Origin of the sequence: Streptomyces sp. HUAS TT11, from assembly GCF_051553595.1 — a bacterium.
Taxonomy (GTDB): domain Bacteria; phylum Actinomycetota; class Actinomycetes; order Streptomycetales; family Streptomycetaceae; genus Streptomyces.
Window position 1 is genome coordinate 6,391,238 of sequence record NZ_CP196184.1, and the last position, 23,685, is coordinate 6,414,922.

Consider the following 23,685-nt stretch of genomic DNA (forward strand, 5'->3'; position numbering starts at 1 on the left):
CGACCCTAACGGCTACGCCGTGCCCGCCGCTCCAACGCCGCGATGCGCCCGCTGCCCCGTTCGTTTCAGGACACGCAGCGAGCCGGTCGCCGAGACCTCCGTGAAGCCGCCGGACTCCAGTGCCCTGAGGTACACCCGGTAGGGCGCCTGGCCGGTGAACTCGTCCTCCGGCTCCGGGAAGACGTCATGGATGACCAGCAGTCCGCCCTGTGCCACATGCGGGGCCCAGCCGTGGTAGTCGGCGTTCGCGTGTTCGTCGGTGTGGCCGCCGTCGACGAAGACCAGGCCGAGGGGGGACTTCCAGAAGGCGGCGATCTGCGGGGAGCGGCCGACCAGGGCCACGACGTGCTCCTCCAGGCCCGCCCGGTGCAGGGTCCTGCGGAACGTGGGCAGCGTGTCCATCAGGCCGACCTCGGGGTCCACCGTCTCCGGGTCGTGGTACTCCCAGCCCGGCTGCTGCTCCTCGCTGCCGCGATGATGGTCGACGGTGAGCGCCGTGACGCCCGCGGCACGGGCCGCGGCGGCGAGCAGGATCGTGGAGCGCCCGCAGTAGGTGCCGACCTCCAGCAGCGGCAGCCCGAGCCGTCCGGCCGTCACGGCGGCCCCGTACAGCGCGAGTCCCTCGTGGAGCGGCATGAACCCCTTGGCGGCCTCGAACGCGGCCAGGATCCCGGACGGGGGAGGGGCCGGGAGCTCGAGGGAGGGTGCCGCCGCCATGGGGGGGGTCCTTTCGGTCGTACGTGCGGGCAGGCGCCGTACGGACGGGTCGGGCGTCGGCACAGGCCTGTAGGCGACCCATGCTGCCGCACCCCCCGTCGCGCGGGCGACGGGGGGTGCGGTGTCCGGTACGGGTCAGGCGGAGACCGTCTCGCCCGGCAGGGAGAGATCCAGATCGATCGGGCGGTGGTCGCCGTGGTGGGTCGCCGAAGAGGCGAGCGGGCCGTGCCCCGCGGCCCTGGCGGCGAGGACGTACGGGCCCTCGGCCGGTACGGCCAGGGCGTAGCTGCCGTCGTCCGCGGAGAGCGTGGCGCCGGCCTGGCGCCCGCGGCGGTCGATCAGCGTCACCTTGGCGCGGGCGACCGGGGTGCCGCCCGCGTCCAGGACGCGGCCGCGGAAACCGCGCAGTACCTCTTCGGCACGCTCCAGGTTGGCCTCCTCCTGGCTGCTCGCGCGCAGCTGCGGGGCGCGGTCCGGCTTGGGCAGGAAGAGGGCCAGGAGCAGGCCGATCGCGACCGCGCCGGTCGCAATCAGGAACGACACATGGAAACCGCGCAGTGTGGGGATCGTGAGACCGCCGGCGTGGTTCGCGGTGTTGGCGAGCACCATGCCGATGACGGCGCTGGAGACCGAGGTGCCGATCGACCGCATCAGGGTGTTGAGACCGTTGGCGGCGCCCGTCTCCGAGGCGGGGACCGCACCGACGATCAGGGCGGGCAGCGAGGAGTAGGCGAGGCCGATGCCCGCGCCCAGGACCACCGAGGTGATCACGGTCTGCCAGGCGGCGTCCATCAGGCCGAGCCCGCCGCCGTAGCCGATGCCGATGATCAGCAGGCCCATGATGAGGGTGACCTTGGGGCCGTACTTCGCGGACAGCCGGGCGTAGACCGGCGCGGTGAACATCATGGTCAGACCGAGCGGTGCCACGCACAGGCCCGCGACCACCATCGACTGGCCGAGGCCGTAGCCGGTGGCGGCGGGCAGCTGGAGCAGCTGCGGCAGGACGAGCGAGACGACGTAGAACGAGACGCCGACCATGATCGACGCGAGGTTGGTGAGCAGCACCTCGCGGCGGGCCGTGGTGCGCAGGTCGACCAGCGGGGCGCTCAGCCGCAGCTCCAGCAGACCCCACAGGAGCAGGACCGCCACCGAGGCCGCGAACAGGCCGAGCGTGGTGCCGGACGACCAGCCCCAGTCGCTGCCCTTGGTGATCGGCAGCAGGAGCAGGACCAGGCCCGCGGACAGGCCGAGCGCGCCGAGCACATCGAAGGAGCCCTTCGCGCGGGCCTCGGACTCGGGCACCACGAGAAGGGTGAGCACGATCGAGAGGACGCCGAGTCCGGCGGCGCCGAAGAAGAGGGCGTGCCAGTCGGCGTTCTGGGCCACCAGGGCGGCGGCCGGCAGCGCGAGTCCGCCGCCGACGCCGATCGAGGAGCTCATCAGGGCCATCGCCGAGCCGAGCCGCTCACGGGGCAGCATGTCGCGCATCAGGCCGATGCCGAGCGGGATCGCGCCCATCGCGAAGCCCTGGAGCGTGCGTCCGACGATCATCGGCAGTACGGCGCTGGTGAAGCCGCTGATCAGTGCGCCGACCACCATCACGGCCAGGCTCGCGAGGAGCATCCGCCGCTTGCCGTAGAGGTCGCCGAGCCGGCCCATGATCGGGGTGGCCACGGCGCCCGAGAGCAGGGTGGAGGTCAGGACCCAGGTGGCGTTGCTGGGCGAGGTGCTCAGCAGCTGCGGCAGATCCTTGATGACAGGGACGAGCAGGGTCTGCATCACCGCGACAACGATTCCCGCGAAGGCGAGTACCGGCACGATTGCGCCGGACGGCCTCCGAGCAGGCTGGTCGGTCGTCGTGTGCGTCATTGCGTGAGGCCTCCAGGCCGAAAGTGAAAGAGGCGCGGAAGGGGCCGTCGGTCGGGTCCGCGCCGGATAAGTGCTGGGTAAACCTCGTATGCACGGGCAACTATTCCGATGCTTTGGCATACTAACGAATCCTTGACCATCCCATGAAGATCTGATCTTCCGTCAGGTCGCTTACGTCCGTGGCGCGGCAGGAACCAGGTCGATGGACCGAGTCGGAGACGGGACGAAATCCCGATGCCGACCGGCCACGGGGTCGGCAGTATGGCGCGCATGCTGCCGACCGTCGAAGACCTGTCCGTGACCCGTCGTTCCCTGCCGCCCGCCTGGGTGGTGATCACGCTGGCGTGCGCCGGACAGTTCCTCGTGGTGCTGGACGTGTCCGTGGTCAATGTGGCGCTGCCCTCGATGCGCGCCGACCTCGGACTGACCGCCCCGGGGCTGCAGTGGGTGGTGAACGCCTACGCGATCGCCTTCGCCGGGTTCATGCTGCTCGGAGGGCGGGCCGGGGACCTGTACGGACGCAGGCGGATGTTCCTCCTCGGGCTCGCCCTGTTCACCGTGGCCTCCCTCGGCGGCGGACTGGCCCAGGAGGGCTGGGAGCTGCTGGTGGCACGAGCCGTGCAGGGACTGGGGGCGGCCGTGCTCGCACCCTCGACGCTGACCCTGCTCACCGCGGCCGTACCGGAGGGCGCGGCACGGGCACGGGCGATCGCGACCTGGACCGCGGTGGGCGCCGGCGGCGGCGCGGCGGGCGGGCTCGTCGGCGGACTGCTCGTGGACGGCCTGTCGTGGCGCTGGGTGCTGCTGATCAACGTGCCGGTGGGCGTGCTCGTCCTCGGGGGATCCGCGCTGGGGATCCCCTCCGCCCGGACGCGGCCGACGGCCGGGGAAGCGCTCCTCGAGAGCCGCACGGCAGACGGACGTCGCCTGGACCTGCCGGGCGCGATGCTGGTGACCTCGGGGCTCGCCGCGCTCGCGTACGGGATCGGGCAGACGGAGGCGGAGGGCTGGACGGCGGCCGCGACGCTGGTGCCGCTGTGCGCGGGACTCGCCCTGATCGGGCTGTTCCTGGCCGTCGAGGCACGGACGAAGGCGCCCCTGATGCCCCTGGGTCTGCTGCGGCTGCGGTCCGTGTCCTCGGCGAACGCGGCCATGTTCGTCTCCGGTTCCGCGATGTTCTGCATGTGGTTCTTCATGACGCTGTACGCGCAGAACGTCCTCGGCTACTCGCCCCTGGACGCCGGTCTCGCGCTGGTGCCCAGTTCACTGGCCGTGGTGTTCGGCTCCAAGCTCGCGCCGTCGGTCATGCGGGCGGCCGGGGCGCGGAACGCGGCGGTGCTCGGGACGCTGGTCGCGGCGGCCGGGTTCGGCTGGCAGTCGACGATGGAGGCGCACGGGGCCTATCTCACGACGATCATGATCCCGGGGATCCTGATGATGCTGGGCGCGGGGCTGGCGGCCACTCCGCTGGCGGCGTTCGCCACCTCGGAAGCGAAACCGGCGGACGCCGGGCTCGCGTCCGGGCTGATCAACACCTCCCGCACGATGGGCGGTTCGCTCGGCCTCGCGGTCATGTCGACGGTCGCGGCGACGCGCACGGGCGGGGGCGCGTCGGCGCAGGCCCTGACGGAGGGTTATGCGCAGGCGTTCCGGTTGAGCGGATGCCTGCTGCTGGCGGGCGCCGCGCTGATGCTGGCGTGGCTGCCGCGCAAGGCCGCCGCGCGCTGAGGGGGCGCACGGGCCGCGGCCGCACGGGTTCCCGCGGAGACGGCCCGTTGGGGCCTGTCGTTCGGATCAGGCCGGTGTCGAAAGGCGCGGTCCTTCCCGCCGACCTGAACCGAACGGCAGGCCCTACAGCCATCCCTGCTGCCGGGCCTCGCGCATCGCCTCCATGCGGTTGCGGGTGCCGGTCTTGCCGATGGCCGACGAGAGGTAGTTGCGGACCGTGGACTCGGACAGATGGAGCTTCGCGGCGATGTCGGAGACCGTCGCCCCGTCCACGGATGCCTTCAGGACCTCGCACTCGCGTGCGGTCAGCGGGTTGGGTCCGGCGCTGAGAGCCGCCGCGGCCAGCGCCGGATCGACCACCGTCTCACCGGTGAGCACCCGCCGGATCGCCGTGGCCAGGTCCTCCACCGGACCGTCCTTGACGAGGAACCCGGCGGCCCCCGCCTCCATGGCGCGGCGCAGATAACCGGGCCGGCCGAAGGTGGTCAGGATCAGCACCCGGCAGTCCGGTGCCTGCACGCGCAGTTCGGCCGCCGCGTCCAGACCGCTCATACCGGGAAGCTCGATGTCCAGCAGGGCCACGTCCGGACGGTGGGTCAGGGCCGTGTCCACGATCGCGTCGCCCGCGGAGACCTGCGCGACGACCTCGATGTCCTCCTCCATGCCGAGCAGCAGGGCGAGGGCGCCGCGCATCATGCCCTGGTCCTCGGCGAGCAGGACCCTGATGCATGTCGCCGGCCTGTGACTTCGGGGCATCTCGTCCACGGGCCAAGCGTACGGTGCGGGCACGTCCGCGGGTCGCGCCTCGACCGGAGCGGGCCGAGACGGCCCGGCGCGGCGTTCTGCACGTTCGGTGATCGCCGGGACGGTGCGCCGTGTTGTCGGTGTGATGGGGCCGGGTGCGCGGTGCGGGCCGGGTGATCGCCGGGTCCTGGGGGTCGTGGTTGCCCGGCGGGAGGGGCGTGAGGCGGCCCGCGTCGGGGTTTCGGCGGTTCCGTGATCGCCGGAACGGACTCCGTGTTGTCGGTGTGACGGGTGCCGGGTGGTCAGTCGGTTCCGGGAGCCGTGGTCGCCGGTGAGAGCTGGACGGCGGGCGGAAGCCCGGCGGCCATCGGGAGTTCCGAGTCCACGGGCAGTTCCGCCGTGACCGTGAATCCGCCGCGCGGTGCCGGGCCGGCGCGCAGTGAGCCGCCCGCCGCCGCGAGCCGCTCCGTCAGCCCCTTCAGACCGGTCCCGCCCACGCCCGCCGGCGGCGGGGTGGCCGGCGCGCCGTTCCCGTTGTCGGCGATCGTCAGCCGGACGCGTCCGGACGTGCCGTCGAGGGTGAGCTCGCAGCGGTCCGCGCCGCTGTGCCGTACGGCATTGGTGACCGCCTCGCGGACCACCCAGCCGAGCAGCACCTCGGTCTGCGGTACCAGGGGAGGGCCCGACCTGCGCACCAACGGCTCGATGCCCGCTGCGGTCAGGGCCGACCGGGCGCGGTCCAGTTCCGTCGCCAGGCTGCCCTCCCGGTAGCCCGTCACCGCCTCGCGGATCTCGGTGAGCGCCTGGCGGCCGACGGACTCGATGTCGGTGACCTGTGTCAGCGCCGCGTCCAGGTCGCGATGGGCCAGGCGGCGGGCCGCCTCGGACTTCACGACGATCACCGAGAGGGTGTGCCCGAGCAGGTCGTGCAGGTCGCGGGAGAAGCGCAGTCGCTCCTTCTCCACCGCTCGGCGGGCCAGTTCCTCTCGGGCGGCGCGCAGTTCGCGGACGGCCTCGGACAGGGACAGGATGGCGGCGGTCACCATCGTCGACAGGAAGGTGCCATAGGCGATGTTGATCCCGTTCCAGCCGTCGCGCAGGCACGCCACGGTTCCGGCCAGCGCGGTGAGCCCCAGACCGGTCTTCCCCAGCCAGGGCCCGCGGACGATGGCGCCCGTCGCCAGACCGAGCAGAGGGAAGAACAGCAGCCAGTTGCCGCCGTAGCCGATGGCCAAGGCGCAGGTCACCGCCCCCATCAGGACCAGCGCCGCACGCGTGGACGGCGCCTCGCGCCGCTCCCTGTCGAAGGCCCGGAAGACGACGTAGATGTAGAGGGAGTTGAACGTGAGCAGGCCGACACTGCCTATCCACGCGTTCGAGGCCTTGCCCTGGAAGAGGTTGGAGAAGGCCCCCATCCCCAGCAGCAGCCACGGCAGCAGGGTGAAGCCGGTGGGCGGCGGACCCGGGCTCTCCGCCGTCTTGCCGGTCTTCCGGGCGGCCTTCTGCTCGGTCTTGAAGCGCGCCATGTCCTCCTTCCACGTCTCGCGTGCGAGCTGCCATGCGTCCATGCGGCAGCCGGCCTTGCGCAACCAGTACATGTCCGTCACCCCGTTCACACGTTCCCCGCACTGCGGCGGTACGACAAGACAGCGTACGAACCGAACGCCAGCGCCCAGGCCGTCAGGACCACGACCGCACCGAGTGCGGGGGCGTGGCCGTCGGCGATCGACGTGCCGAGCTGGGCGAAGCGGTGGGTCGGGGTGTACCCGGAGACCGTGCGCAGCCAGCCGGGGAACAGGGTGACGGGGAACCACAGGCCGCCGAGCACCGCGAGGCCCAGATTGCACACCATGTTCGTCACACCCGTGGTCTGCGCGGTCAGCCGGTAGCCGTTGCCGAGGCCGAGCAGGGTGAACGGGATCGAACCGAGCCACAGCAGGAGCGCGATCGAGGCCCACTGCCATGCCGCCAGCCGGACGCCGTTGAGCAGCCCGCCCGCGGCCAGCACCACGACGATCGCGGGCAGTACCGTCACGGAACCGGTCAGCGCCCGCCCGGCGACGACCTGGCGGGGAGTCATCGGGGTCACCCTGAGCTGCCGCAGCCAGCCGATCGCCCGGTCCTCGGCGACCCCGCCCCCGGTGTTCAGGGCCGACCCGACCGCGCCGTACGCGGCCATGCCGACCATGGAGGCCGTCTTCCAGGCACCGTCGTTCTCACCGAGGTTGGTGAACAGCAGATACATCATCACCGGCATCGCGACCCCACCGATCACGAAGCCCACGTCGCGCAGCGTCCGGCGCACTTCCAGCCGCAGGTAGTCCAGCATCACACGATCTCCATCTCGGGTGCGGTCAGGGCAAGGAACGCGTCGTCGAGCGATGCCGGGGCGACCTCCAGGCCGCGTATCGCGCCCAGCTCCGCCAGGGCGATCACCGTCGCGTCGGAGTCGTCCGAGCGCAGCAGCGCCCGGTCCCCGCGCACTTCCATCGACCGCACTCCGGGCAGCAGGGTGAGCCCCTCGGCGCCGCGCCCGGCCAGGTCGATCGAGACGAGGTTGCCGCCGGCCGCCCGCCTCAGCTGCTCGCCCGTGCCGTCGGCCACGACACGGCCGTGGTCGACGACGACGATCCGGTCGGCGTGCGCGTCCGCCTCCTCCAGATAGTGGGTCGAGAACAGGACGGTGCGACCGAGCCCCGCGTACTCCCGCATCGACCGCCAGAAGGCGTGCCGCGCCTCCACGTCCAGGGCCGCCGTCGGCTCGTCGAGCACGAGCAGCGTCGGATTTCCGGCGAGTGCCACCGCGTACCGCACGCGCTGCGTCTGACCGCCGGAGAGCCGGTCCACCCGCCGCCCGGCCAGGTCGGTGATCCCGGCCAGCTCCAGGGCCTGTGCGACGGGCATCGGGGCCGGATAGCGGCCGGCCACGAAGGACACCAGCTCGCGGACGGTCACCCGGGGGACCGCCCGCGAATCCTGCAGCATGGCGCCCACGCGCCCGGCCAGCACGGAGCGCTCGGGCGCCGCGCCGAAGAGCTCCACCGTGCCCTCGTCGGCCTGGACGAGGCCGAGCAGCAGGGAGATCGTGGTGGACTTGCCGGCGCCGTTGCGGCCGAGCAGTGCCACCGTCTCGCCCTGCGCGATGCGCATGTCCACTCCGTCCACGGCGCGCACGGCGCCGTAGGTCTTGACCGCCCCCGTGAAGGACACGGCAGGCGGTGTCCCGGTCGTTTTCGTCATGACCACGACCTTACGGAGCGGAGGCGGCCCGCAGCAGATGCGGTTGTACGGACTCCGGCAGGACAAATGTCATGGGCCCGGAGGCGGGGCCCGGATCTGACAAGCCGTCAGCGGTCTTCACAACTTCTGCGAGCTGGGTTATACAGGGGGTCGCCGTACTGGAACGCGTTCTAGAACGGGCGGGTTCCGCGGCCCCGTGACGCCCCGGTGCGGCCGACGGTGCGGACGGCCGCACCGGGGCCTTTCCCGCCAGTGTCAGGAGCCCCATGCCCATCGACGCAGCCAAGGCCCTCGCAGCCGAACCCCGGTCCCGCGAGATCACCTGGAACAGCAAGGACGTCCAGCTCTATCACCTCGGCATCGGCGCGGGCGCGAACCCCGACAAGCACAGCCCGTCGACCGACGCCGACGAGCTGCGCTACACCCTGGAGTCCCGGCTGCACGTCCTGCCGAGCTTCGCCACCGTCGCGGGCGCCGGGGCCCCGGGCGTGATCAGCGGCCTGTCCATGCCCGGCATCGAGGTCGATCTCGCCCGGGTCCTGCACGGTGGCCAGACACTGACGGTCCTCCGTCCGATCCCGGTGGAGGGCCGGGCGACCGCGACCTCCCGCATCGCCGCCGTGTACGACAAGGGGAAGGCAGCCGTCCTCGTGCTGCGCACCGAGACCACCGACGACCACGGCCCGCTGTGGACCAACGACGCGCAGATCTTCGTCCGCGGGGAGGGCGGCTTCGGCGGCGACCGCGGCCCCGCCGTCCCCACCGACCGGCCCACCGGCGCACCCGACAAGGTGATCGAGCGGCCCACCCGCGAGGACCAGGCGCTGCTGTACCGCCTCTCCGGCGACTGGAACCCGCTGCACGCCGATCCCGAGTTCGCCAAGCTCGCCGGCTTCGAGCGGCCCATCCTGCACGGACTGTGCACCTACGGGATCACCCTCAAGGCCGTCGTCGACACGCTGCTCGACGGGGACGTCGCCCGGGTGCGCGCCTGCTCCACGCGCTTCGCCGGAGTCGTGTTCCCCGGCGAGACCCTGCGCATCCGTGTGTGGCGGCGGGAGGGCTCCCTGCGGGTGACGGTCGGTGCGGTCGAGCGGGACGACGCTCCGGTCCTCACCGACACCGTCGTCGAACACTCCTGAGCCACCCAGCCTTCGAGGGAGCCGCACCATGCGCGCAGCCGTACTGCACGAGATCGGCCAGGACAAGCTGGAGGTCCTCGACGACGTCGAGGCGACGGGCTTCGGCCCCGGCAAGGTCAGGATCCGGGTGCGCGCCACCGGGCTGTGCCACTCGGACCTGTCCGCGATGAACGGGGTGCTCCCGCAGCCCGCCCCGTTCGTGCCCGGCCACGAGGGCGCGGGCGAGATCCTCGAGGTGGGCGAGGGCGTCCGCACCCTGCGGCCCGGCGACCGGGTGGTCGTGTGCTGGCTGCCCGCCTGCGGCGCCTGCCCCGCCTGCCGGCGCGGTCAGACCGAACTGTGTCTGTCCGGGTTCATGAACGCGGGCACCCCCAACTTCACACGTCCCGGCGGCGACGTCTTCGGCTTCGCGGGCACCGGCACCTTCGCCGAAGAGGTCGTCGTGGACGCCGGCTGCGCGGTGCCCGTCCCGGACGACGTGCCGTTCGACATCGCCGCGCTCATCGGCTGCGGGGTGACCACCGGCCTGGGCGCGGCCCTCAACACCGCCGACGTGGCGGCGGGTTCGTCCGTGGCCGTCATCGGCTGCGGTGGCGTCGGGATCTCCGCGATCCAGGGTGCCCGGCTCCGGGGCGCCGCCGAGATCGTCGCCGTCGACCCGGTCGCCTCCCGCCGCGAGTCCGCGCTGAAGTTCGGGGCCACGAGGGCCGTGTCACCCGAGGAGCTGCCGGACGCCAAGCAGCAGGTCACCGCGGGAGAGGGCTTCGACTACGTCTTCGAGGTCGTCGGGAAGTCGGCAACCGCCCGCACGGCCTACGAGCACACCCGGCGCGGCGGCACCCTCGTCGTGGTCGGCGCCGGCGCCATGGACGACTTCCTCCGGCTCAACATGTTCGAGCTGTTCTTCGACGAGAAGCGCATCCTGCCGTCCATGTACGGCGGCGGGGACGTCCTGCGTTCGTACGAGCGGACCATCGCGCTGTGGCGCGCCGGGCGTATCGACCTGGCGGGCCTGATCACGCATCGGGTGCCCCTCGCCGGGATCAACGAGGCGCTGGAGGGGATGAGGACGGGCGCGGCACTGCGCACGTGCATCGAACTCTGAGCCCGCTGCCCCCGTACGCCTGCCGAAAGGGACCGTGATGTCGCTGCCACTGGAAGGGCTGTCCGCCGTCGTCACCGGGGCGGGCCGGGGGCTGGGCCGGGCCGAGGCGCTGGAGCTCGCCCGGCTCGGGGCGGCCGTCGTCGTCAACGACTACGGGCAGCCGGGCCGGGACGGTTCGGGGGAGGCGTGCGGGGGTCCCGCCGAGGAGGTCGCCGCCGAGATCCGCGCGGCGGGCGGCCGGGCCGTCGCCCACACCGGGGACGTCGCCGACTTCGACCAGGCCCACGGTCTGATCGAGTTGGCGGTCGCCGAGTTCGGAAAACTCGACGTACTCGTCAACAATGCGGGCATCCTGCGCGACCGCATGGTCTTCTCGATGTCCGAGAACGAATGGGACGCGGTGATCCGGGTCCACCTCAAGGGCCACTTCAACACGACCCGCTTCGCCGCCGCGCACTGGCGGGCGCGTTCCAAAGCGGTGGACGGCCCGGTGTACGGGCGGATCGTGAACACGTCGTCGGAGGCGTTCGTGGCGGGCTCGGCCGGGCAGCCCAACTACGCGGCGGCCAAGGGCGGCATCGTGGGCCTCACCACCTCCACCGCCCTCGCCCTGGCCAGGTACGGCGTCACGGCGAACGCCATCTGCCCGCGTGCCCGCACCCGGATGACCGAGGACGTGTTCGCCGGCCTCGAACGCCCGGAGCAGGGTCTCGACCCGCTCGCCCCCGAGCATGTGGCCCCACTCGTCGGCTATCTGGTCTCACCCGCCGCCGCACCGGTCAACGGGCAGCTCCTGGTGGTGCACGGCGGTCTGGTCGCGATCGTCGAGCGGCCCCGGGTGCACGCCAGGTTCGACACGAAGCAGGACGCGTTCACCTACGAGGAACTCGACACCCTCCTCACCCCGCACTTCGCGCAGCGCCCCCGGGGCGAGACGTTCGCGGCGGTGGAGGTGCTCGGGCTGAAGCACGTGTGAGCGGTGACCGGCCGGCGGTCCCGCCTCCCGGCGCCATCGCGGGCCCGGCACCCCCCAACCGGCCGTAGCCCGCCGCGTGCCACCGATACCGGGGCACCGCTCCATGGCACCGTCGGACCATGACCACGTCGCAGGCGGAGAGAGCCGCTCCCCGAGTCCGGGCACCGTGGAGTGCGCTCGCCGCCCTCATGGTCGGCTTCTTCCTGCTCATGCTCGACACCACCGTCGTGGTCGTGGCGATGCCGACGCTCTCCGCCGATCTCCATACGGACATCAGTACGACGGTGTGGGTGACCAGTTCCTATCTGCTGGCGTACTCCGTGCCGCTGCTGCTCGCGGGCCGCCTCGGGGACCGGTTCGGCGCCAAGCGGATCTATCTGATCGGTATGGCGGTGTTCACCGCAGCCTCGCTCCTGTGCGGGCTCGCGTCCGGCATCGGTCAGCTGATCGCCTTCCGGGCCCTTCAGGGACTGGGCGCCGCGGGCATGAGCCCCCAGTCCATGGCGATCATCAGCAAGACCTTCCCCAAGGAGGTCCGCGGGCGCGCCATGTCGTACTGGGGTCTGGTCTCCGGCGGTGCCGTTCTGGTCGGACCGGTCTGCGGCGGTCTGCTCGTCGACTCGCTGGGCTGGCGGTCGATCTTCCTGATCAATGTGCCGATCGGGATCGTCGGACTCCTGGTGGCGCGGCGCTTCGTGCCCGCGCTGTCCGGCGATCCGCACCGCTTCGACGTCGTCGGCGTGCTGATCAGCGGCCTGTCCCTGTTCTGTCTCGTCTACGGCCTGGAGAACGGCAGCGGCTACGACTGGTCGGAGATCACCGACGACCTCGTCGTCCTCGGCCACCACACCGGGATCTCCGTGGGCGTCCCCGAGATCCTCGTCCTCGGAGTCGTGCTCGGGGCCGGCTTCGCCGCCTGGGAACGTGTGAACAAGAGCGAGCCGCTGGTGCCGATGGGCGTCTTCCGGGTCAGGACGTTCGCGGCCGCCAATCTGGCGATCGTGGCCGCGGGCTTCGCCACCGTCGCCGCGAGTTTCCCCGGGACCCTCTACTTCCAGGCGGGCCGCGGTATGACGCCGGCCGAGGCGGCGCTGATGATGCTGCCTTCGGCGCTGGTCTCGGTGCCGCTCGCGCCCTGGATCGGCAGGCTCGTCGACAGGGTCGGGCCCAAGTGGCCGGCGTTCACCGGGCTCGCCCTGTTCAGCTCCGCGCTCTTCGTCCGGCACTTCCTGATGACACCCGACATGTCGCTGGCCGTGCTGCTCGTGCACGCCGCCTGGATGGGCGCGTCGAGCTCGCTGATGATGAGTCCGCTGGCCGTCGCCGCGATGCAGGGGCTGCCGCCCACCTACATCGGCGCCGGTTCGGGTGTGTTCAACGCGTCGCGGCAGATCGGGGCCACACTCGGCTCCGCGGTCATCGCGACCGTCATGACCGCCCAGTTCAAGACCCAGATCGCGGCGCACGCGGCGGATCTCGGCGCAAGCCGGAGAAGCGCCTTCGAGAACATCGACTTCCAGCGGCTGGAATCCGGCCGCGGTGTGCAGGACTCCGTCCGTACCGTCGTCTCGGCCGTCATGGCCAACGCCCTGCTGTGGCCGGCCGCGGCGATGGCGATCGGGGCGGCCGCGGTGCTGCTCGTGCGCAGTCCCGCACCCAAGGAGTGACGGGTCGTGGGGCGACCGGGGCGGGGAGCGACGGGTCCCGGGCCCTCGTCATGGCGAGGCCCCCCGCCCGTGACGGAACGGACGGGGGGCCTCAGCGGAATCGATGCGCCCTCAGTGAGTGGCCGACCCCTGATCGGCCGTCATGCCGCGGTCCGCGGCACGGTGACGCCCGTTGGGGTTCGCGTCGGTGTTCTCGGCGGAGACCGGTCCGCGGTGCCGGCCGTGCCCCGGGATCTCCTGGGCCGCGTCCGGCGTAGGCGTGCTGCTGCTGATGTCGCTCATCTGAACTCTTCACCCCGTCAATATGTCTTTCGTACAGCCGGGCGAGTCTAACGGGCGGCGACCACGGCCGTACCGGGGACCGGTGGCGTGGCGCCGCGGCTCTCCGCGTTCCCCGCCGCTCCGTTTCCACTCCCCACCGGCGTCTGCTTCGTGCGCACCCATACGAGGGGTGTCCGCTCGGTCCGGCCACCGCGTGGCGCGAGCGCCTGCTGCAAGGGCACCGGTCGCGACGTGCGTCCCACCGGGGGCTTCGGCACCGGCCACCGGCCCGGGTCCTGGGACGGCGGGGCGGGTGCCGCGGCGGGGGGTACGACCCGGGCCACCGCGCAGCGCACCGTCCGGGTCGCATACGGCAGTCGCAGCACCCCGTCCCGCGTCCACAGGCCCGTGCCCGCCAACCAGCCCTCGGGGGCCGCGAGATGGTGGACACGGCGGTCCGCCGGGCGCCACACCCCGATCCAGCTGCCCGCCGCCCCGTCGATCCTGAGCGCCACCGCACAGCTCTCCGGCATCAAGGCCTGTCCCGGCTGGATGGCGAAGGGGGCCGCCGGGCTGTCCAGCCGCAGGCACTCGGGGAAGCGCACCGGCAGCGTGCTCCCCAACACCCCCCAGCCGAGCCGGTCCTGACCCGGCGACGGGGCGTCCGAGCGGATCAGCAGCAGTCCGCTGTCCGGATCCGCGAGCAGCAGCCGGTCGTGGCTCGCGTCCGTGATCTGCAGCAGCGGCGAGATCTCCCCGCCCCGCGCCAGATCCACCACCACCGTCTTCGCGGGCCCCCCGTCGGGCGGTGTGCGGTCGAGGGCCAGCATCCGACCCGTACGGTCCAGCCACACCCCGCCCGAGCAGCGGCCCGGCACCTGAGCCAGCCGCTCGGGCCCACCCGGTCCCCCCGCCACCTGCCACACCGCCGTGGATCCCCCGTCCACGGCCAGCGCGAACGCGCGGTCCCCCGTCGGCGCGGGGGGCAGCAGCCGCAGCCGGGCGTCCTCCGTGGGGCATTCCACCGAGCCCAGCGGCAGCTCCCCGGTCCCCGGTCCGGTCGGATAGAGCAGCGAGAACGTGTGGCGTCCCGCCGCGACGCGGTGGATCAGCACCCGGCCGTCGGCCAGGGGCTGCACTTCGGTGCCGGGCTCCTCCGGCTGGTTGCCGGGCAGTGGTACGGCGTACGGTTCGGGGCCGTCCAGGGTCCAGCGCTCCGGGTACCAGGACCCGTCGTCCAGGGCGAGACGTGCCGCGTAGGACCCGTCCGCGGTCAGCACGCATCCGGGTCGGGGCACCCACTCGTTCCCCTCCGCCGCGGCGGTTGTGAAGGCACAGGCCGTCATCGTTCGGTCACCTCCGGCGACGAAGCTAGTTTTCGTACGCACGGGCGTGACTTCGCGGGACGGCTGCTTCACACATAAGGGTGTTCGTCGCGCCGTTCGCCTGAGGAAATGGGGGCGGGTGTGCTGCACGAGGGGGCGCACGGCCCGTCCGTGCGCGACCTCCACACCCTCGGGGGCGGTCGGCGCGGCGCCCCCGCCGAGCCCGTCGGCCCGCGACCGGTCGGGGAAGGAGCCGGGGCAGGTAGCCTTTCCCCGTGCCCCGTCTGTCTGAAGTCATCGCCGCCCTGGAGACCCTGTGGCCCGCCGAGCGGGCCGAGTCCTGGGACGCGGTCGGCACGGTCGTCGGCGACCCCGACCAGGAGATCACCCGGGTCCTCTTCGCCGTCGATCCCGTCCAGGAGATCGTCGACGAGGCGGTGAAGCTCGGCGCGGACCTGCTGGTCACCCACCACCCGCTCTACCTGCGGGGGACGACGACGGTGGCGGCCTCCACCTTCAAGGGCCGTGTCGTGCACACCCTCATCAAGAACGACATCGCGCTGCATGTCGCCCACACCAACGCCGACCGCGCCGACCCCGGCGTCAGCGACGCCCTCGCCGGCGCGCTCGACCTGCGGGTGGTGCGCCCCCTCGTACCGGACACGACCGACCCGGAGGGCCGCCGGGGCCTCGGCCGCGTCTGCGAGCTGGACCACCCGACGACCGTCCGCGCGCTGGCCGCCCGGGCCGCCGAGCGGCTGCCCGCCACCGTGCAGGGCATCCGCGTCGCCGGCGACCCCGAGGCGCTGGTCCGCACGATCGCCGTCAGCGGCGGCTCCGGCGACAGCCTCTTCGACGAGGTCCGCGCGGCCGGTGTCGACGCCTTCCTCACCGCGGACCTGCGCCACCACCCGGCGTCCGAGTTCGCGGCGGCCCGCACCCACCGCCCCCTCGCGCTGCTCGACGCGGCGCACTGGGCCACGGAGTGGCCCTGGTGCGAGCTGGCCGCCACCCAGCTCGACGAGATCTCCGACCGGCACGGGTGGGGCCTGCGCGTCCACGTCTCGCCGACGGTCACCGACCCCTGGACCGCCCACGCGGCGTCCGCCACCGTCCAGCCAGAGAGCGCCTCGCGCGCATCCTCCGACTCGCACACCCCTGGAGCCCCCAACTGAACGCCGCGCCCGCCGACCAGATCCGACTCCTCGACGTCCAGGGCCTGGACGTACGACTGCAGCAGCTCGGGCACAAGCGCAGGTCGCTGCCCGAGCACGCCGAGATCGAGTCCCTGACCAAGGACCTCACCCAGCTGCGCGACCTGCTGGTGGCGGCGCAGACCGAGGAGAGCGACTGCGCCCGCGAGCAGACCAAGGCCGAGCAGGACGTGGACCAGGTGCGCCAGCGTGCCGTCCGCGACCAGCAGCGCCTCGACTCCGGTGCGGTCACCTCCCCGAAGGACCTGGAGAACCTCCAGCACGAGATCGTCTCGCTCGCCAAGCGGCAGGGAGACCTGGAGGACGTCGTGCTGGAGGTGATGGAGCGCCGCGAGTCCGCGCAGGAGCGGGTCGCCGAGCTGACCGAGCGGGTCGGATCGGTGCAGTCGAAGATCGACGACGCCTCGGCGCGCCGGGACGCGGCGTACGAGGAGATCGACGGCGAGTCCGCGTCGGTGACCAAGGAGCGCGAGGTCGTCGCGGGCTCGGTGCCCGCGGACCTGCTGAAGCTGTACGACAAGCTGCGGGAGCAGCAGGGCGGCATCGGCGCGGCCAAGCTGTACCAGCGCACCTGCCAGGGCTGCCGCCAGGAACTGGCGATCACCGAGCTGAGCGAGATCCGTGCGGCGGCGCCCGACACGGTCGTGCGCTGCGAGAACTGCCGCCGCATCCTGGTGCGCACCTCCGAGTCCGGCCTGTAAAAGGCGTACGGCGTGCGGGAGTTCATCGTCGAGGCCGACGGCGGGTCCCGGGGCAACCCGGGGCCCGCCGGCTACGGCAGCGTCGTGCGTGACGCGGCGACGGGCGAGACGCTGGTGGAGCGGGCCGAGTTCATCGGGACCGCCACCAACAACGTCGCCGAGTACCGGGGACTGCTCGCCGGGCTGAGCGCGGCGCGCGAGCTGGACCCGGCGGCGAGGGTGCACGTCCGGATGGACTCCAAGCTGGTCGTGGAGCAGATGTCCGGCCGGTGGAAGATCCGGCACCCGGACATGCGGCCACTGGCGATGCGGGCCGCCGCCGTCCTCCCGGCCGGGCAGGTCACCTACGAGTGGATCCCGCGCGAGCGGAACAAGCATGCGGACCGGCTGGCCAACGAGGCGATGGACGCGGGGAGCCGGGGCGAGCGATGGACCGCGTCCCGGTCCGCCGCCGAGCCGGACGCCCATGGTGCGACGGGGCCCGAACCGCCCGGCCCCGCGGGTGATGCGCCGGCCACCGCAGCCGCGTCCCCGTCCGACGGCGCGCAGCCGGGCTCGTCGGCGCGTGCGGGCGCCGATGTGCGTGCCGCCCGCAACGTCGCCTCCGCCCCGCCCGACCTGGGTGCCCCGACCACCTTCGTGCTGGTGCGCCACGGCGAGACCCCGCTCACCCCGCTCAGGCGCTTCTCCGGCAGCGGCGGCGGCGACCCGGCCCTGTCCGACGTCGGCCGGCGCCAGGCCGAGCTCGTCGCCGCCGCGCTCGCCGCGCGGGGGACCGTCCAGGTCGTGATCTCCTCGCCCCTCGCGCGCTGCCGCGAGACCGCCGGGACCGTCGCCGCCCGTCTCGGCCTCGAGGTGAGCGTGGAGGAAGGGCTGCGCGAGACGGACTTCGGTGCGTGGGAGGGCCTGACGTTCGGCGAGGTGCGCGAGAAGTATCCCGACGACATGAACGCCTGGCTCACCGACCCGGAGGCCGCACCCAGCGGCGGCGGCGAGAGCTTCGCGGCCGTCGCCCGGCGGGTCGCCGCCACCCGGGACGCGCTGCTGGCCACTCACGCGGGCCGTACGGTCCTGCTGGTCTCGCACGTCACGCCCGTCAAGACCCTCGTCCGGCTCGCGCTCGGAGCGCCCCCCGAGGCACTGTTCCGGATGGAGCTGTCGGCGGCGTCCCTGTCCGCGGTGGCCTACTTCGCCGACGGCAACGCCAGCCTCCGCCTCCTCAACGAGACGTCCCACCTGCGCTGAGCGGACGGCGCAGTCCCGCCGCCTCGCGTGCCAGCCGCTCGACCCGGGCCCAGTCCTTCGCCTCGATCGCGTCCTGGGGCAGCATCCAGGTCCCGCCCACGCAGCCGACGTTGGGCAGCGCCAGGTACTCCGGGGCGTTCGCCGGGCCGATACCGCCGGTCGGGCAGAAACGGGCCTGCGGGAGCGGTCCGGCCAGCGACGAGAGGTAGGCCGTGCCGCCGGCCGCCTGCGCCGGGAAGAACTTCATCTCCCGCACGCCCCGTTCGAGGAGCGCCACGACCTCCGACGTCGTCGACACCCCGGGCAGGAACGGCACCCCGGACGCCTGCATCGCCGCCAGCAGCGCGTCCGTCCACCCGGGGCTGACCAGGAACCGCGCGCCCGCCGCCACGGAGTCCGACACCTGCGCCGGTGTGATGACCGTGCCCGCCCCGACCACCGCGTCCGCGACCTCGGCGGCGATCGCCCGGATCGCGTCGAGCCCGGCCGGGGTGCGCAGTGTCACCTCGATCGCGGGCAGCCCGCCGGCCACCAGCGCCCGTGCCAGGGGCACGGCGTCGGCGGCGTCCGCGACGACGACCACGGGGACGACGGGTGCGAGATCGAGGACCGGGACGGCGGACGGCGACGGGGGCAGCGGTGAGGTCATGGCTTCATCCTGCCCAGGGAATGCACTCTGCGCAAAGGTCGTTGCGCATGCTGCAATGCGCTGTAGCGCCCGGGTCAGTGGATCTCCGTCACCACCACGTCCAGCGACCACGGCCTGCCGGCGGCGGGGGCCTCGGCCTCCACCACATGGCCCAGGTCCCGCAGCGCCACCACCAGCTCCGCGGGGTTCTTGGGAGCGGCCCCGGCCGACAGCAGAGCCCGGACGATGCGCCCCTTCGTCGCCTTGTTGAAGTGGCTGACGACCGAGCGCTTCTCCACCCCGTCCACGATCCGGGAGTGCAGCACCCGGACGGTCGCCGTCCGCCCGGCCACCTCACCCTTCGGCTTCCACGCCGCCGCATAGGCGGAGGACCGCAGATCCAGCACCAGTCCACCGCCGGCCGCCGCGGGCAGCACCGAGGCCAGGGGTGCGCGCCAGTGCGCGCCGAGCGCCCCGAGTCCGGGCAGCCTCACACCCATCGAGCAGCGGTAGGAAGGGATGCGGTCGGTCACCCGGACCGCGCCCCAGAGCCCGGAGAAGACGAGCAGGGACCGGGCCGCCCGCCGCTTGGCGGCCGGGTCGAGCGAGGCGAGATCCAGGGCGTCGTACAGGACGCCGGTGTAGATCTCCCCGGCGGGCCGCGCCCCCGCGGACCGCAGCCCGGCGTTCTTGGCCGCCTCGCCGCGCAGGCCCTCGCTCAGCCCCAGTACCTCACGCGCCTTCTCCTCGTCACCCGCGCACAGCTCCACGAGCTCACCGAGGACGGCCTCCCGCGCGGCCGTCAGACCGGGCAGCGACAGCGACTCGAGGTCCAGCGGGGCACCGCGACCGGAGGACGCCTTGCCTTCCGAGGGCGGCAGCAGCACCAGCACACATACTCCTTCTGTAGCGCTCCGCGACAGCGTACGGCGTGGGCGCGTCCGCGGACGGCCCCCACCCCCCGGGGCCTACCGTGCCCGCGCGAGCGCCCGGACGACACGGCCGGCGTCGTCGGCGTGGAAGCGGACGACGCGGACCGCCCGCCGACGGCCGAGGAAGGTGACGTGGGCGACGGGCTCGGCGAGTTCCAGCGTGACGGTGGTCTGCGAGCCCACCGGGAGGTTCAGCTCCCCGTCCGCTCGCTCGTGCACGGTGCGCAGCTCGCGGCGCACGGCCGCGATCCGGTCCAGCGGTATGCGCAGATCGACGTGGGCGGCATGGCGGATACGAAGCCCGCCGGGGTCAAGGACGTGCGGACGGACCACGGAGGCCGCGTACAGGCCGACGACGAGCACCACGGTGTAGACGTCCAGCAGCAGCACCACCCCGTGCACCAGCGGCCAGTCGCGCAGCAGCACGGACATGGTGAGCGTCTCCACCACGCACACGAACGCGAACCCGGCCATGACCGGCCCCTGCCCCCGCGCATACCCGAAGGCCCGGCCGCCCCGCGTCCCGTGGGTGCGGCGCGCGGCCCAGAGCGCGAGGCTCACGAGGAGCCGCAGCTCGTGCCGCACCAGGACGTACGCCGTTCTCATCGCCGCCCCCGGGCGTGCATCCGCAGGGCGCGGCGGACGGCCTCCGCCTGAGCCGGTGCGAGGTCCGCGTAGAGCGCCCTGACGAAGCCGTGCTCCTCGTCGACACCCTCCTCGGGTACGAGGCCGTCCGGCAGGCAGGCGACGAGCGCCCGGGCGGCGTCGTCGACCCGCGGATCGTCCGGACCGGCGTCCACGAGCGCGTCGAGCAGCGCGTACACCTCCCTCGCCCGCTCCACGGCGCCCGGCTCACCGAACGCGCCGCCCAGCACGGCCGCCAGCCGTTCCCGTTCCTCCGGCGCGGCCGCGGTCTCGATCAGCGCCAGAACCTCGCGGTCCTTGGTGGCCATGGGGGACTCGAGGAAGGCCTCCATGCCGGCGAACAGCGCGGCGAGTCCGGGGGAGACGGGACCCTCGGCGGGATGGCCCCGCTCCAGCAGCACGCGCAGCCGTACCCGGCGCTCGCGGATCGCCGCCTCCTGCCGGGCCAGATCCTCGTCCAGCTCCGCGAGCACCTCGGCGAGGTCGCGGCCCTCGTCGTCCGCGAGCACGTCCCGTACCTCCGCGAGACCGAGGCCCAGCTCGGTCAGCCGCCGGATCCGGGCCAGCACGACGGCGTGCCGCAGGCCGTAGTCGCGATACCCGTTGGGCAGCCGCTCGGGCTCGGGCAGCAGCCCGAGATGGTGGTAGTGCCGCACGGTCCGCGTGGTGACGCCCACGGCCGCGGCGAGTTCTCCGATCCGCATACGACCAGTACAAACGCTGACGTTGCGGCAAGGTCAAGCGAGCGGATCGCCACGCCCGCACGTCCCTGACGACGGCCGCGATGGCGTGCCACGATCGAGGGAACGCTGCTGGACCGCGAAGCCTCCTCGATCACGCTGTTCGGCGACCCCGAGAAGGACGACTACCGCCGGCACTGCACGTTCCCCTTCGGCAAGCCGCTCGCCCTCCCCGGGCCGTTCGGCCTCGAACCGGACACGACCGACTTCCTCTGAGTTCCCCGGCGGTATGAAAACGGGGCCCGGACGCGTTGCACCCCGCACAAGGGGGTGCACGGTGAGCGGACGGGAACAGGCGCTGTGGACGCGGGCGCGCCTCGGCCGGGGCGGGCCGCCGCTCGACCTGCTCACCGCCCGCTTCGACCAGCACCGCTACGCCCCGCACGCGCACGACGAGTTCACCATCGGCGTCTGCGTCGGCGGATTCGAGGTCATCGACTACCGCGGCGGCCGCATACGGACCGGACCGGGCACCATCGTCGTCCTCGACCCCGGCGAGATGCACACCGGCGCACCCGCCACCACCACCGACGGCTACGCCTACCGCGCCCTGTACGCGGAGCCCTCGCTGCTCTCCGACGGCATCCTGGGCGGTCTCCCGCACTTTCGCGAACCAGTCCTCGACGACCCCGAACTGGTGGCCGCCGTGCGCGCCGCGCACACCGAACTGAGCGCCTGCCCCGACCCGTTGGAGGCCGAGTCCCGGCTCCCGTGGCTGCTCACCGCACTCGCCCGGCGCCACTCCACGGCACGCCCCGTCTCCGACTCGATCCCCGGCGCCGCGGACCTCGCCCACGCCGTACGCGACCGCCTCGCCGACGAACTGCTCGCCCCGCCCTCCCTCGCCGACCTCGCCACCGAACTCGGCCTGTCGCGCTATCAGTTGCTGCGTGCCTTCCGTACGGCGATGGGGATACCGCCCTATGCCTGGCTCGCCCAGTACCGGGTGACGCGGGCCCGCGGGCTGCTGGAGGCAGGACTGCGCCCCGCCGAGGTCGCCCCGCTCGTGGGCTTCGCCGACCAGGCGCATCTGACCCGCTGGTTCCGTCGTGTGCTGGGGGTGACCCCGGCGGCGTACCGTGCGAGCGTGGCCGCGACCGCGCACCGCAACAGCGTTCAAGACGGCGGTCACTGAGCCGGCCGACACTCGCCGTATGACTGCACGCGGCTGGTTCCTGTTCTCCCTCATGGGAGTGATCTGGGGCATCCCCTATCTGATGATCAAGGTGGCGGTGGACGCCGTGTCCCCGTCCATGGTGGTGTTCACGCGCTGTGCGCTGGGCGCCGCGCTTCTGCTCCCCTTCGCCCTGCGCCAGGGCGGCCTGACCCGGACCGTGCGGACGCACTGGCGCCCCATGCTGGCCTTCGCGTGCATCGAGATCATGGGCCCCTGGTTCACGCTCACCGACGCCGAGCGGCACCTGTCCAGCTCCACGGCGGGTCTGCTGATAGCGGGCGTGCCGATCGCCGGGGTGGTGCTGGCCCGCTTCTTCGGTGGCGCCGAGCACCTGGGCGCGCGGCGGGTGGCCGGGCTGGCCCTCGGCCTCGGCGGCGTCGCGGTCCTCACCGTCCCGCACCTGACCGGCGGCGACGCACGGTCGCTCGCTGAGGTGCTGCTGACCGTCCTCGGCTACGCGACCGCGCCGCTGATCGCGGCCCGGCATCTCAGGGACGTTCCCTCACTCCAGCTCACCGCGCCGTGCCTGGCCCTGTCGGCGCTGGTCTACGCCCCGGCGGCCGCCGCGACCTGGCCCACCACCGTACCGTCCGGGCAGGTACTCGCCGCCCTGGCCGGTCTCGGGGTGATCTGCACGGCCGTGGCCTTCGTGGCGTTCCTCGAGCTGATCAAGGAGGCGGGCCCGACCCGGGCCACGGTCATCACCTACGTGAACCCGGCGATCGCGGTGGCGGCGGGCGCGCTCTTCCTGGACGAGCGCCTCACGGCCGGGACGCTGGCGGCCTTCGCCCTGATCCTGGCCGGCTCGGTGCTCGCGACGGTGGCCCCGGTCGGCGGGCGGAGGCGCGGCGCACGCCCGGTACCATGGTCCCTACGGCAGACGAGCCGGGCGGGCGGCCGCGTGGAGGTCCTGGTGGACCTCCCCGAGGAACGTCCGGGCTCCACAGGGCAGGGTGGTGGCTAACGGCCACCCGGGGTGACCCGCGGGACAGTGCCACAGAAAGCAGACCGCCGGGGACCGTATCCGTACGGCCCCCGGTAAGGGTGAAACGGTGGTGTAAGAGACCACCAGTGCCCAGGGTGACCTGGGCAGCTCGGTAAACCCCACCCGGAGCAAGGTCAAAAGGGGCCGCTGTGAAAGGCGCGCCCTGCGCGGACGTTCGAGGGCTGCCCGCCCGAGTCCGCGGGTGGACCGCACGAGGCCGGCGGCAACGCCGGTCCTAGATGGATGGCCGTCGCCCCGGGGCCCGCGAGGACCCCGGGGAACAGAACCCGGCGTACAGCCCGACTCGTCTGCCGCTTCCTGAGCCGCGGGATCGCTGTACGCATCCCGACCGGGGCAGCCGCCTCAGGTGCGTCCAAACGTCGCCACGAACACGATGGCGGCGGCAACCGCTCCTCCGCGTACCGCCGCCGGCCCCACCCGAACGTGCCCTTGTGAAGGGCCGTCACTTCTCCGGAGGTTGCTCAGGCGACCTTCCGGAGCGGCGGCGGATGTCTGATCAGCAGCGGGAGAGCACACCATCCTCGAGCCGGTTCTCGAGGTTTGTCCGGGTTCATCGGCAGTGCGCTGTGGGTGCAGAAAGGGTGCACTCTCAGACGCGAGAGGGGGTTGCCCGGTGCTTAGCG

General features: G+C 72.9%; 21 protein-coding genes, 1 other RNA gene and 1 pseudogene. 11 read left to right on the forward strand and 12 right to left on the reverse strand.

Annotated elements, in window-relative coordinates:
* Positions 1 to 12 precede the first annotated feature (12 nt).
* Entirely contained in the window at positions 13 to 717 is a 705-nt protein-coding gene (locus tag ACSHXN_RS28525) for a class I SAM-dependent methyltransferase (protein ID WP_356112811.1), read from the reverse strand.
* Positions 718 to 852: 135 nt separating this feature from the next.
* Positions 853 to 2,586 (reverse strand): MFS transporter, encoded by a 1,734-nt coding sequence (locus ACSHXN_RS28530; RefSeq protein ID WP_355132151.1) that lies wholly within the window; start codon positions 2,584 to 2,586, stop codon positions 853 to 855.
* A gap of 261 nt (positions 2,587 to 2,847) precedes the next feature.
* Here ACSHXN_RS28530 and ACSHXN_RS28535 point away from each other — a divergent pair, with 261 nt between their 5' ends.
* Complete coding sequence (locus ACSHXN_RS28535; protein WP_438306509.1) at positions 2,848 to 4,314, forward strand: MFS transporter; 1,467 nt, start codon at positions 2,848 to 2,850, stop codon at positions 4,312 to 4,314.
* 123 nt (positions 4,315 to 4,437) lie between these two features.
* Here the strand turns inward: ACSHXN_RS28535 and ACSHXN_RS28540 are convergent, their stop codons facing one another.
* The 4 genes from ACSHXN_RS28540 to ACSHXN_RS28555 all read right to left on the reverse strand — a co-directional run bounded on the left by ACSHXN_RS28540 (position 4,438) and on the right by ACSHXN_RS28555 (position 8,298).
* Entirely contained in the window at positions 4,438 to 5,070 is a 633-nt protein-coding gene (locus tag ACSHXN_RS28540) for a response regulator transcription factor (RefSeq protein ID WP_355795826.1), read from the reverse strand.
* Positions 5,071 to 5,360: 290 nt separating this feature from the next.
* A complete protein-coding gene (locus ACSHXN_RS28545) occupies positions 5,361 to 6,656 on the reverse strand; it encodes a sensor histidine kinase (RefSeq protein ID WP_438304142.1) in 1,296 nt (431 codons plus the stop codon).
* Positions 6,657 to 6,670: 14 nt separating this feature from the next.
* A complete protein-coding gene (locus ACSHXN_RS28550) occupies positions 6,671 to 7,387 on the reverse strand; it encodes an ABC transporter permease (RefSeq protein ID WP_356112804.1) in 717 nt (238 codons plus the stop codon).
* Positions 7,387 to 8,298 (reverse strand): ABC transporter ATP-binding protein, encoded by a 912-nt coding sequence (locus ACSHXN_RS28555; RefSeq protein ID WP_355132155.1) that lies wholly within the window; start codon positions 8,296 to 8,298, stop codon positions 7,387 to 7,389. Before ACSHXN_RS28555 ends, ACSHXN_RS28550 begins: the two co-directional genes overlap by 1 nt.
* 266 nt (positions 8,299 to 8,564) lie before the next feature.
* On the opposite strand from ACSHXN_RS28555, the gene ACSHXN_RS28560 reads away from it, so the two are divergent.
* The 4 genes from ACSHXN_RS28560 (at position 8,565) to ACSHXN_RS28575 (ending at position 13,188) form a co-directional block, all read left to right on the forward strand.
* The gene (locus ACSHXN_RS28560; protein WP_355132156.1) at positions 8,565 to 9,440 is read left to right on the forward strand and encodes a MaoC/PaaZ C-terminal domain-containing protein; all 876 of its coding nucleotides are present in this window, start codon (positions 8,565 to 8,567) and stop codon (positions 9,438 to 9,440) included.
* A gap of 28 nt (positions 9,441 to 9,468) precedes the next feature.
* Positions 9,469 to 10,545, forward strand: a complete 1,077-nt coding sequence (locus tag ACSHXN_RS28565) for a Zn-dependent alcohol dehydrogenase (RefSeq protein WP_355132157.1) — start codon at positions 9,469 to 9,471, stop codon at positions 10,543 to 10,545.
* 37 nt (positions 10,546 to 10,582) lie between these two features.
* A complete protein-coding gene (locus ACSHXN_RS28570) occupies positions 10,583 to 11,521 on the forward strand; it encodes a 3-oxoacyl-ACP reductase (RefSeq protein ID WP_355132158.1) in 939 nt (312 codons plus the stop codon).
* Positions 11,522 to 11,640: 119 nt separating this feature from the next.
* Complete coding sequence (locus ACSHXN_RS28575) at positions 11,641 to 13,188, forward strand: DHA2 family efflux MFS transporter permease subunit (RefSeq protein ID WP_355132159.1); 1,548 nt, start codon at positions 11,641 to 11,643, stop codon at positions 13,186 to 13,188.
* Between the two features lie 111 nt (positions 13,189 to 13,299).
* On the opposite strand, the gene ACSHXN_RS28580 is transcribed toward ACSHXN_RS28575, so the two are convergent.
* Positions 13,300 to 13,470, reverse strand: a complete 171-nt coding sequence (locus ACSHXN_RS28580) for a hypothetical protein (RefSeq protein ID WP_438304147.1) — start codon at positions 13,468 to 13,470, stop codon at positions 13,300 to 13,302.
* Positions 13,471 to 13,517: 47 nt separating this feature from the next.
* Entirely contained in the window at positions 13,518 to 14,795 is a 1,278-nt protein-coding gene (locus tag ACSHXN_RS28585) for a hypothetical protein (RefSeq protein WP_438304149.1), read from the reverse strand.
* A gap of 254 nt (positions 14,796 to 15,049) precedes the next feature.
* On the opposite strand from ACSHXN_RS28585, the gene ACSHXN_RS28590 reads away from it, so the two are divergent.
* From ACSHXN_RS28590 to ACSHXN_RS28600, 3 genes are read left to right on the forward strand one after another with little or no spacing between them, the layout of a single operon-like run.
* A complete protein-coding gene (locus ACSHXN_RS28590; protein ID WP_355132162.1) occupies positions 15,050 to 15,949 on the forward strand; it encodes a Nif3-like dinuclear metal center hexameric protein in 900 nt (299 codons plus the stop codon).
* On the forward strand, positions 15,946 to 16,689 hold the full coding sequence (locus ACSHXN_RS28595; RefSeq protein WP_355132272.1) for a zinc ribbon domain-containing protein: 744 nt from the start codon (positions 15,946 to 15,948) through the stop codon (positions 16,687 to 16,689). Before ACSHXN_RS28590 ends, ACSHXN_RS28595 begins: the two co-directional genes overlap by 4 nt.
* A gap of 12 nt (positions 16,690 to 16,701) precedes the next feature.
* A complete protein-coding gene (locus tag ACSHXN_RS28600) occupies positions 16,702 to 17,934 on the forward strand; it encodes a bifunctional RNase H/acid phosphatase (RefSeq protein ID WP_438304151.1) in 1,233 nt (410 codons plus the stop codon).
* Here the strand turns inward: ACSHXN_RS28600 and eda are convergent.
* From eda to ACSHXN_RS28620, 4 genes are all read right to left on the reverse strand, one after another.
* Positions 17,909 to 18,583 (reverse strand): bifunctional 4-hydroxy-2-oxoglutarate aldolase/2-dehydro-3-deoxy-phosphogluconate aldolase, encoded by a 675-nt coding sequence (gene eda, locus ACSHXN_RS28605; RefSeq protein WP_355795385.1) that lies wholly within the window; start codon positions 18,581 to 18,583, stop codon positions 17,909 to 17,911. The genes ACSHXN_RS28600 and eda overlap by 26 nt on opposite strands.
* A 74-nt stretch (positions 18,584 to 18,657) precedes the next feature.
* The gene (yaaA, locus tag ACSHXN_RS28610) at positions 18,658 to 19,455 is read right to left on the reverse strand and encodes a peroxide stress protein YaaA (RefSeq protein WP_356112797.1); all 798 of its coding nucleotides are present in this window, start codon (positions 19,453 to 19,455) and stop codon (positions 18,658 to 18,660) included.
* Positions 19,456 to 19,530: 75 nt separating this feature from the next.
* Positions 19,531 to 20,100 carry a hypothetical protein gene (locus ACSHXN_RS28615; RefSeq protein ID WP_355132166.1) on the reverse strand — a complete coding sequence of 190 codons (570 nt, stop codon included), beginning with the start codon at positions 20,098 to 20,100 and terminating at the stop codon, positions 19,531 to 19,533.
* Entirely contained in the window at positions 20,097 to 20,843 is a 747-nt protein-coding gene (locus tag ACSHXN_RS28620; RefSeq protein WP_356293165.1) for a MerR family transcriptional regulator, read from the reverse strand. Before ACSHXN_RS28620 ends, ACSHXN_RS28615 begins: the two co-directional genes overlap by 4 nt.
* Before the next feature lie 265 nt (positions 20,844 to 21,108).
* Here ACSHXN_RS28620 and ACSHXN_RS28625 point away from each other — a divergent pair, with 265 nt between their 5' ends.
* The 3 genes and pseudogenes from ACSHXN_RS28625 to rnpB all read left to right on the forward strand — a co-directional run bounded on the left by ACSHXN_RS28625 (position 21,109) and on the right by rnpB (position 23,352).
* Entirely contained in the window at positions 21,109 to 22,014 is a 906-nt protein-coding gene (locus tag ACSHXN_RS28625; RefSeq protein ID WP_438304154.1) for a helix-turn-helix domain-containing protein, read from the forward strand.
* 19 nt (positions 22,015 to 22,033) lie between these two features.
* A pseudogene (locus ACSHXN_RS28630) lies at positions 22,034 to 22,864 on the forward strand (DMT family transporter); the annotation flags it as partial.
* A gap of 73 nt (positions 22,865 to 22,937) precedes the next feature.
* An RNA gene (gene rnpB / locus ACSHXN_RS28635) (RNase P RNA component class A) lies at positions 22,938 to 23,352 on the forward strand.
* The last annotated feature ends 333 nt before the right edge of the window (positions 23,353 to 23,685 follow it).

Bases quoted from the DNA above. Each gene is read 5' to 3' on its own strand.
- ACSHXN_RS28530 (WP_355132151.1), bottom strand. From the start codon at position 2,586: ATGACGCACACGACGACCGACCAGCCTGCTCGGAGGCCGTCCGGCGCA.
- ACSHXN_RS28620 (WP_356293165.1), bottom strand. From the start codon at position 20,843: ATGCGGATCGGAGAACTCGCCGCGGCCGTGGGCGTCACCACGCGGACC.
- ACSHXN_RS28550 (WP_356112804.1), bottom strand. From the start codon at position 7,387: ATGCTGGACTACCTGCGGCTGGAAGTGCGCCGGACGCTGCGCGACGTG.
- ACSHXN_RS28625 (WP_438304154.1), top strand. From the start codon at position 21,109: ATGAAAACGGGGCCCGGACGCGTTGCACCCCGCACAAGGGGGTGCACG.
- ACSHXN_RS28560 (WP_355132156.1), top strand. From the start codon at position 8,565: ATGCCCATCGACGCAGCCAAGGCCCTCGCAGCCGAACCCCGGTCCCGC.
- ACSHXN_RS28555 (WP_355132155.1), bottom strand. From the start codon at position 8,298: ATGACGAAAACGACCGGGACACCGCCTGCCGTGTCCTTCACGGGGGCG.
- ACSHXN_RS28615 (WP_355132166.1), bottom strand. From the start codon at position 20,100: ATGAGAACGGCGTACGTCCTGGTGCGGCACGAGCTGCGGCTCCTCGTG.
- ACSHXN_RS28565 (WP_355132157.1), top strand. From the start codon at position 9,469: ATGCGCGCAGCCGTACTGCACGAGATCGGCCAGGACAAGCTGGAGGTC.
- ACSHXN_RS28575 (WP_355132159.1), top strand. From the start codon at position 11,641: ATGACCACGTCGCAGGCGGAGAGAGCCGCTCCCCGAGTCCGGGCACCG.
- ACSHXN_RS28525 (WP_356112811.1), bottom strand. From the start codon at position 717: ATGGCGGCGGCACCCTCCCTCGAGCTCCCGGCCCCTCCCCCGTCCGGG.
- eda (WP_355795385.1), bottom strand. From the start codon at position 18,583: ATGACCTCACCGCTGCCCCCGTCGCCGTCCGCCGTCCCGGTCCTCGAT.
- ACSHXN_RS28545 (WP_438304142.1), bottom strand. From the start codon at position 6,656: ATGTACTGGTTGCGCAAGGCCGGCTGCCGCATGGACGCATGGCAGCTC.
- ACSHXN_RS28540 (WP_355795826.1), bottom strand. From the start codon at position 5,070: ATGCCCCGAAGTCACAGGCCGGCGACATGCATCAGGGTCCTGCTCGCC.
- ACSHXN_RS28535 (WP_438306509.1), top strand. From the start codon at position 2,848: ATGGCGCGCATGCTGCCGACCGTCGAAGACCTGTCCGTGACCCGTCGT.
- ACSHXN_RS28570 (WP_355132158.1), top strand. From the start codon at position 10,583: ATGTCGCTGCCACTGGAAGGGCTGTCCGCCGTCGTCACCGGGGCGGGC.
- ACSHXN_RS28580 (WP_438304147.1), bottom strand. From the start codon at position 13,470: ATGAGCGACATCAGCAGCAGCACGCCTACGCCGGACGCGGCCCAGGAG.
- ACSHXN_RS28585 (WP_438304149.1), bottom strand. From the start codon at position 14,795: ATGACGGCCTGTGCCTTCACAACCGCCGCGGCGGAGGGGAACGAGTGG.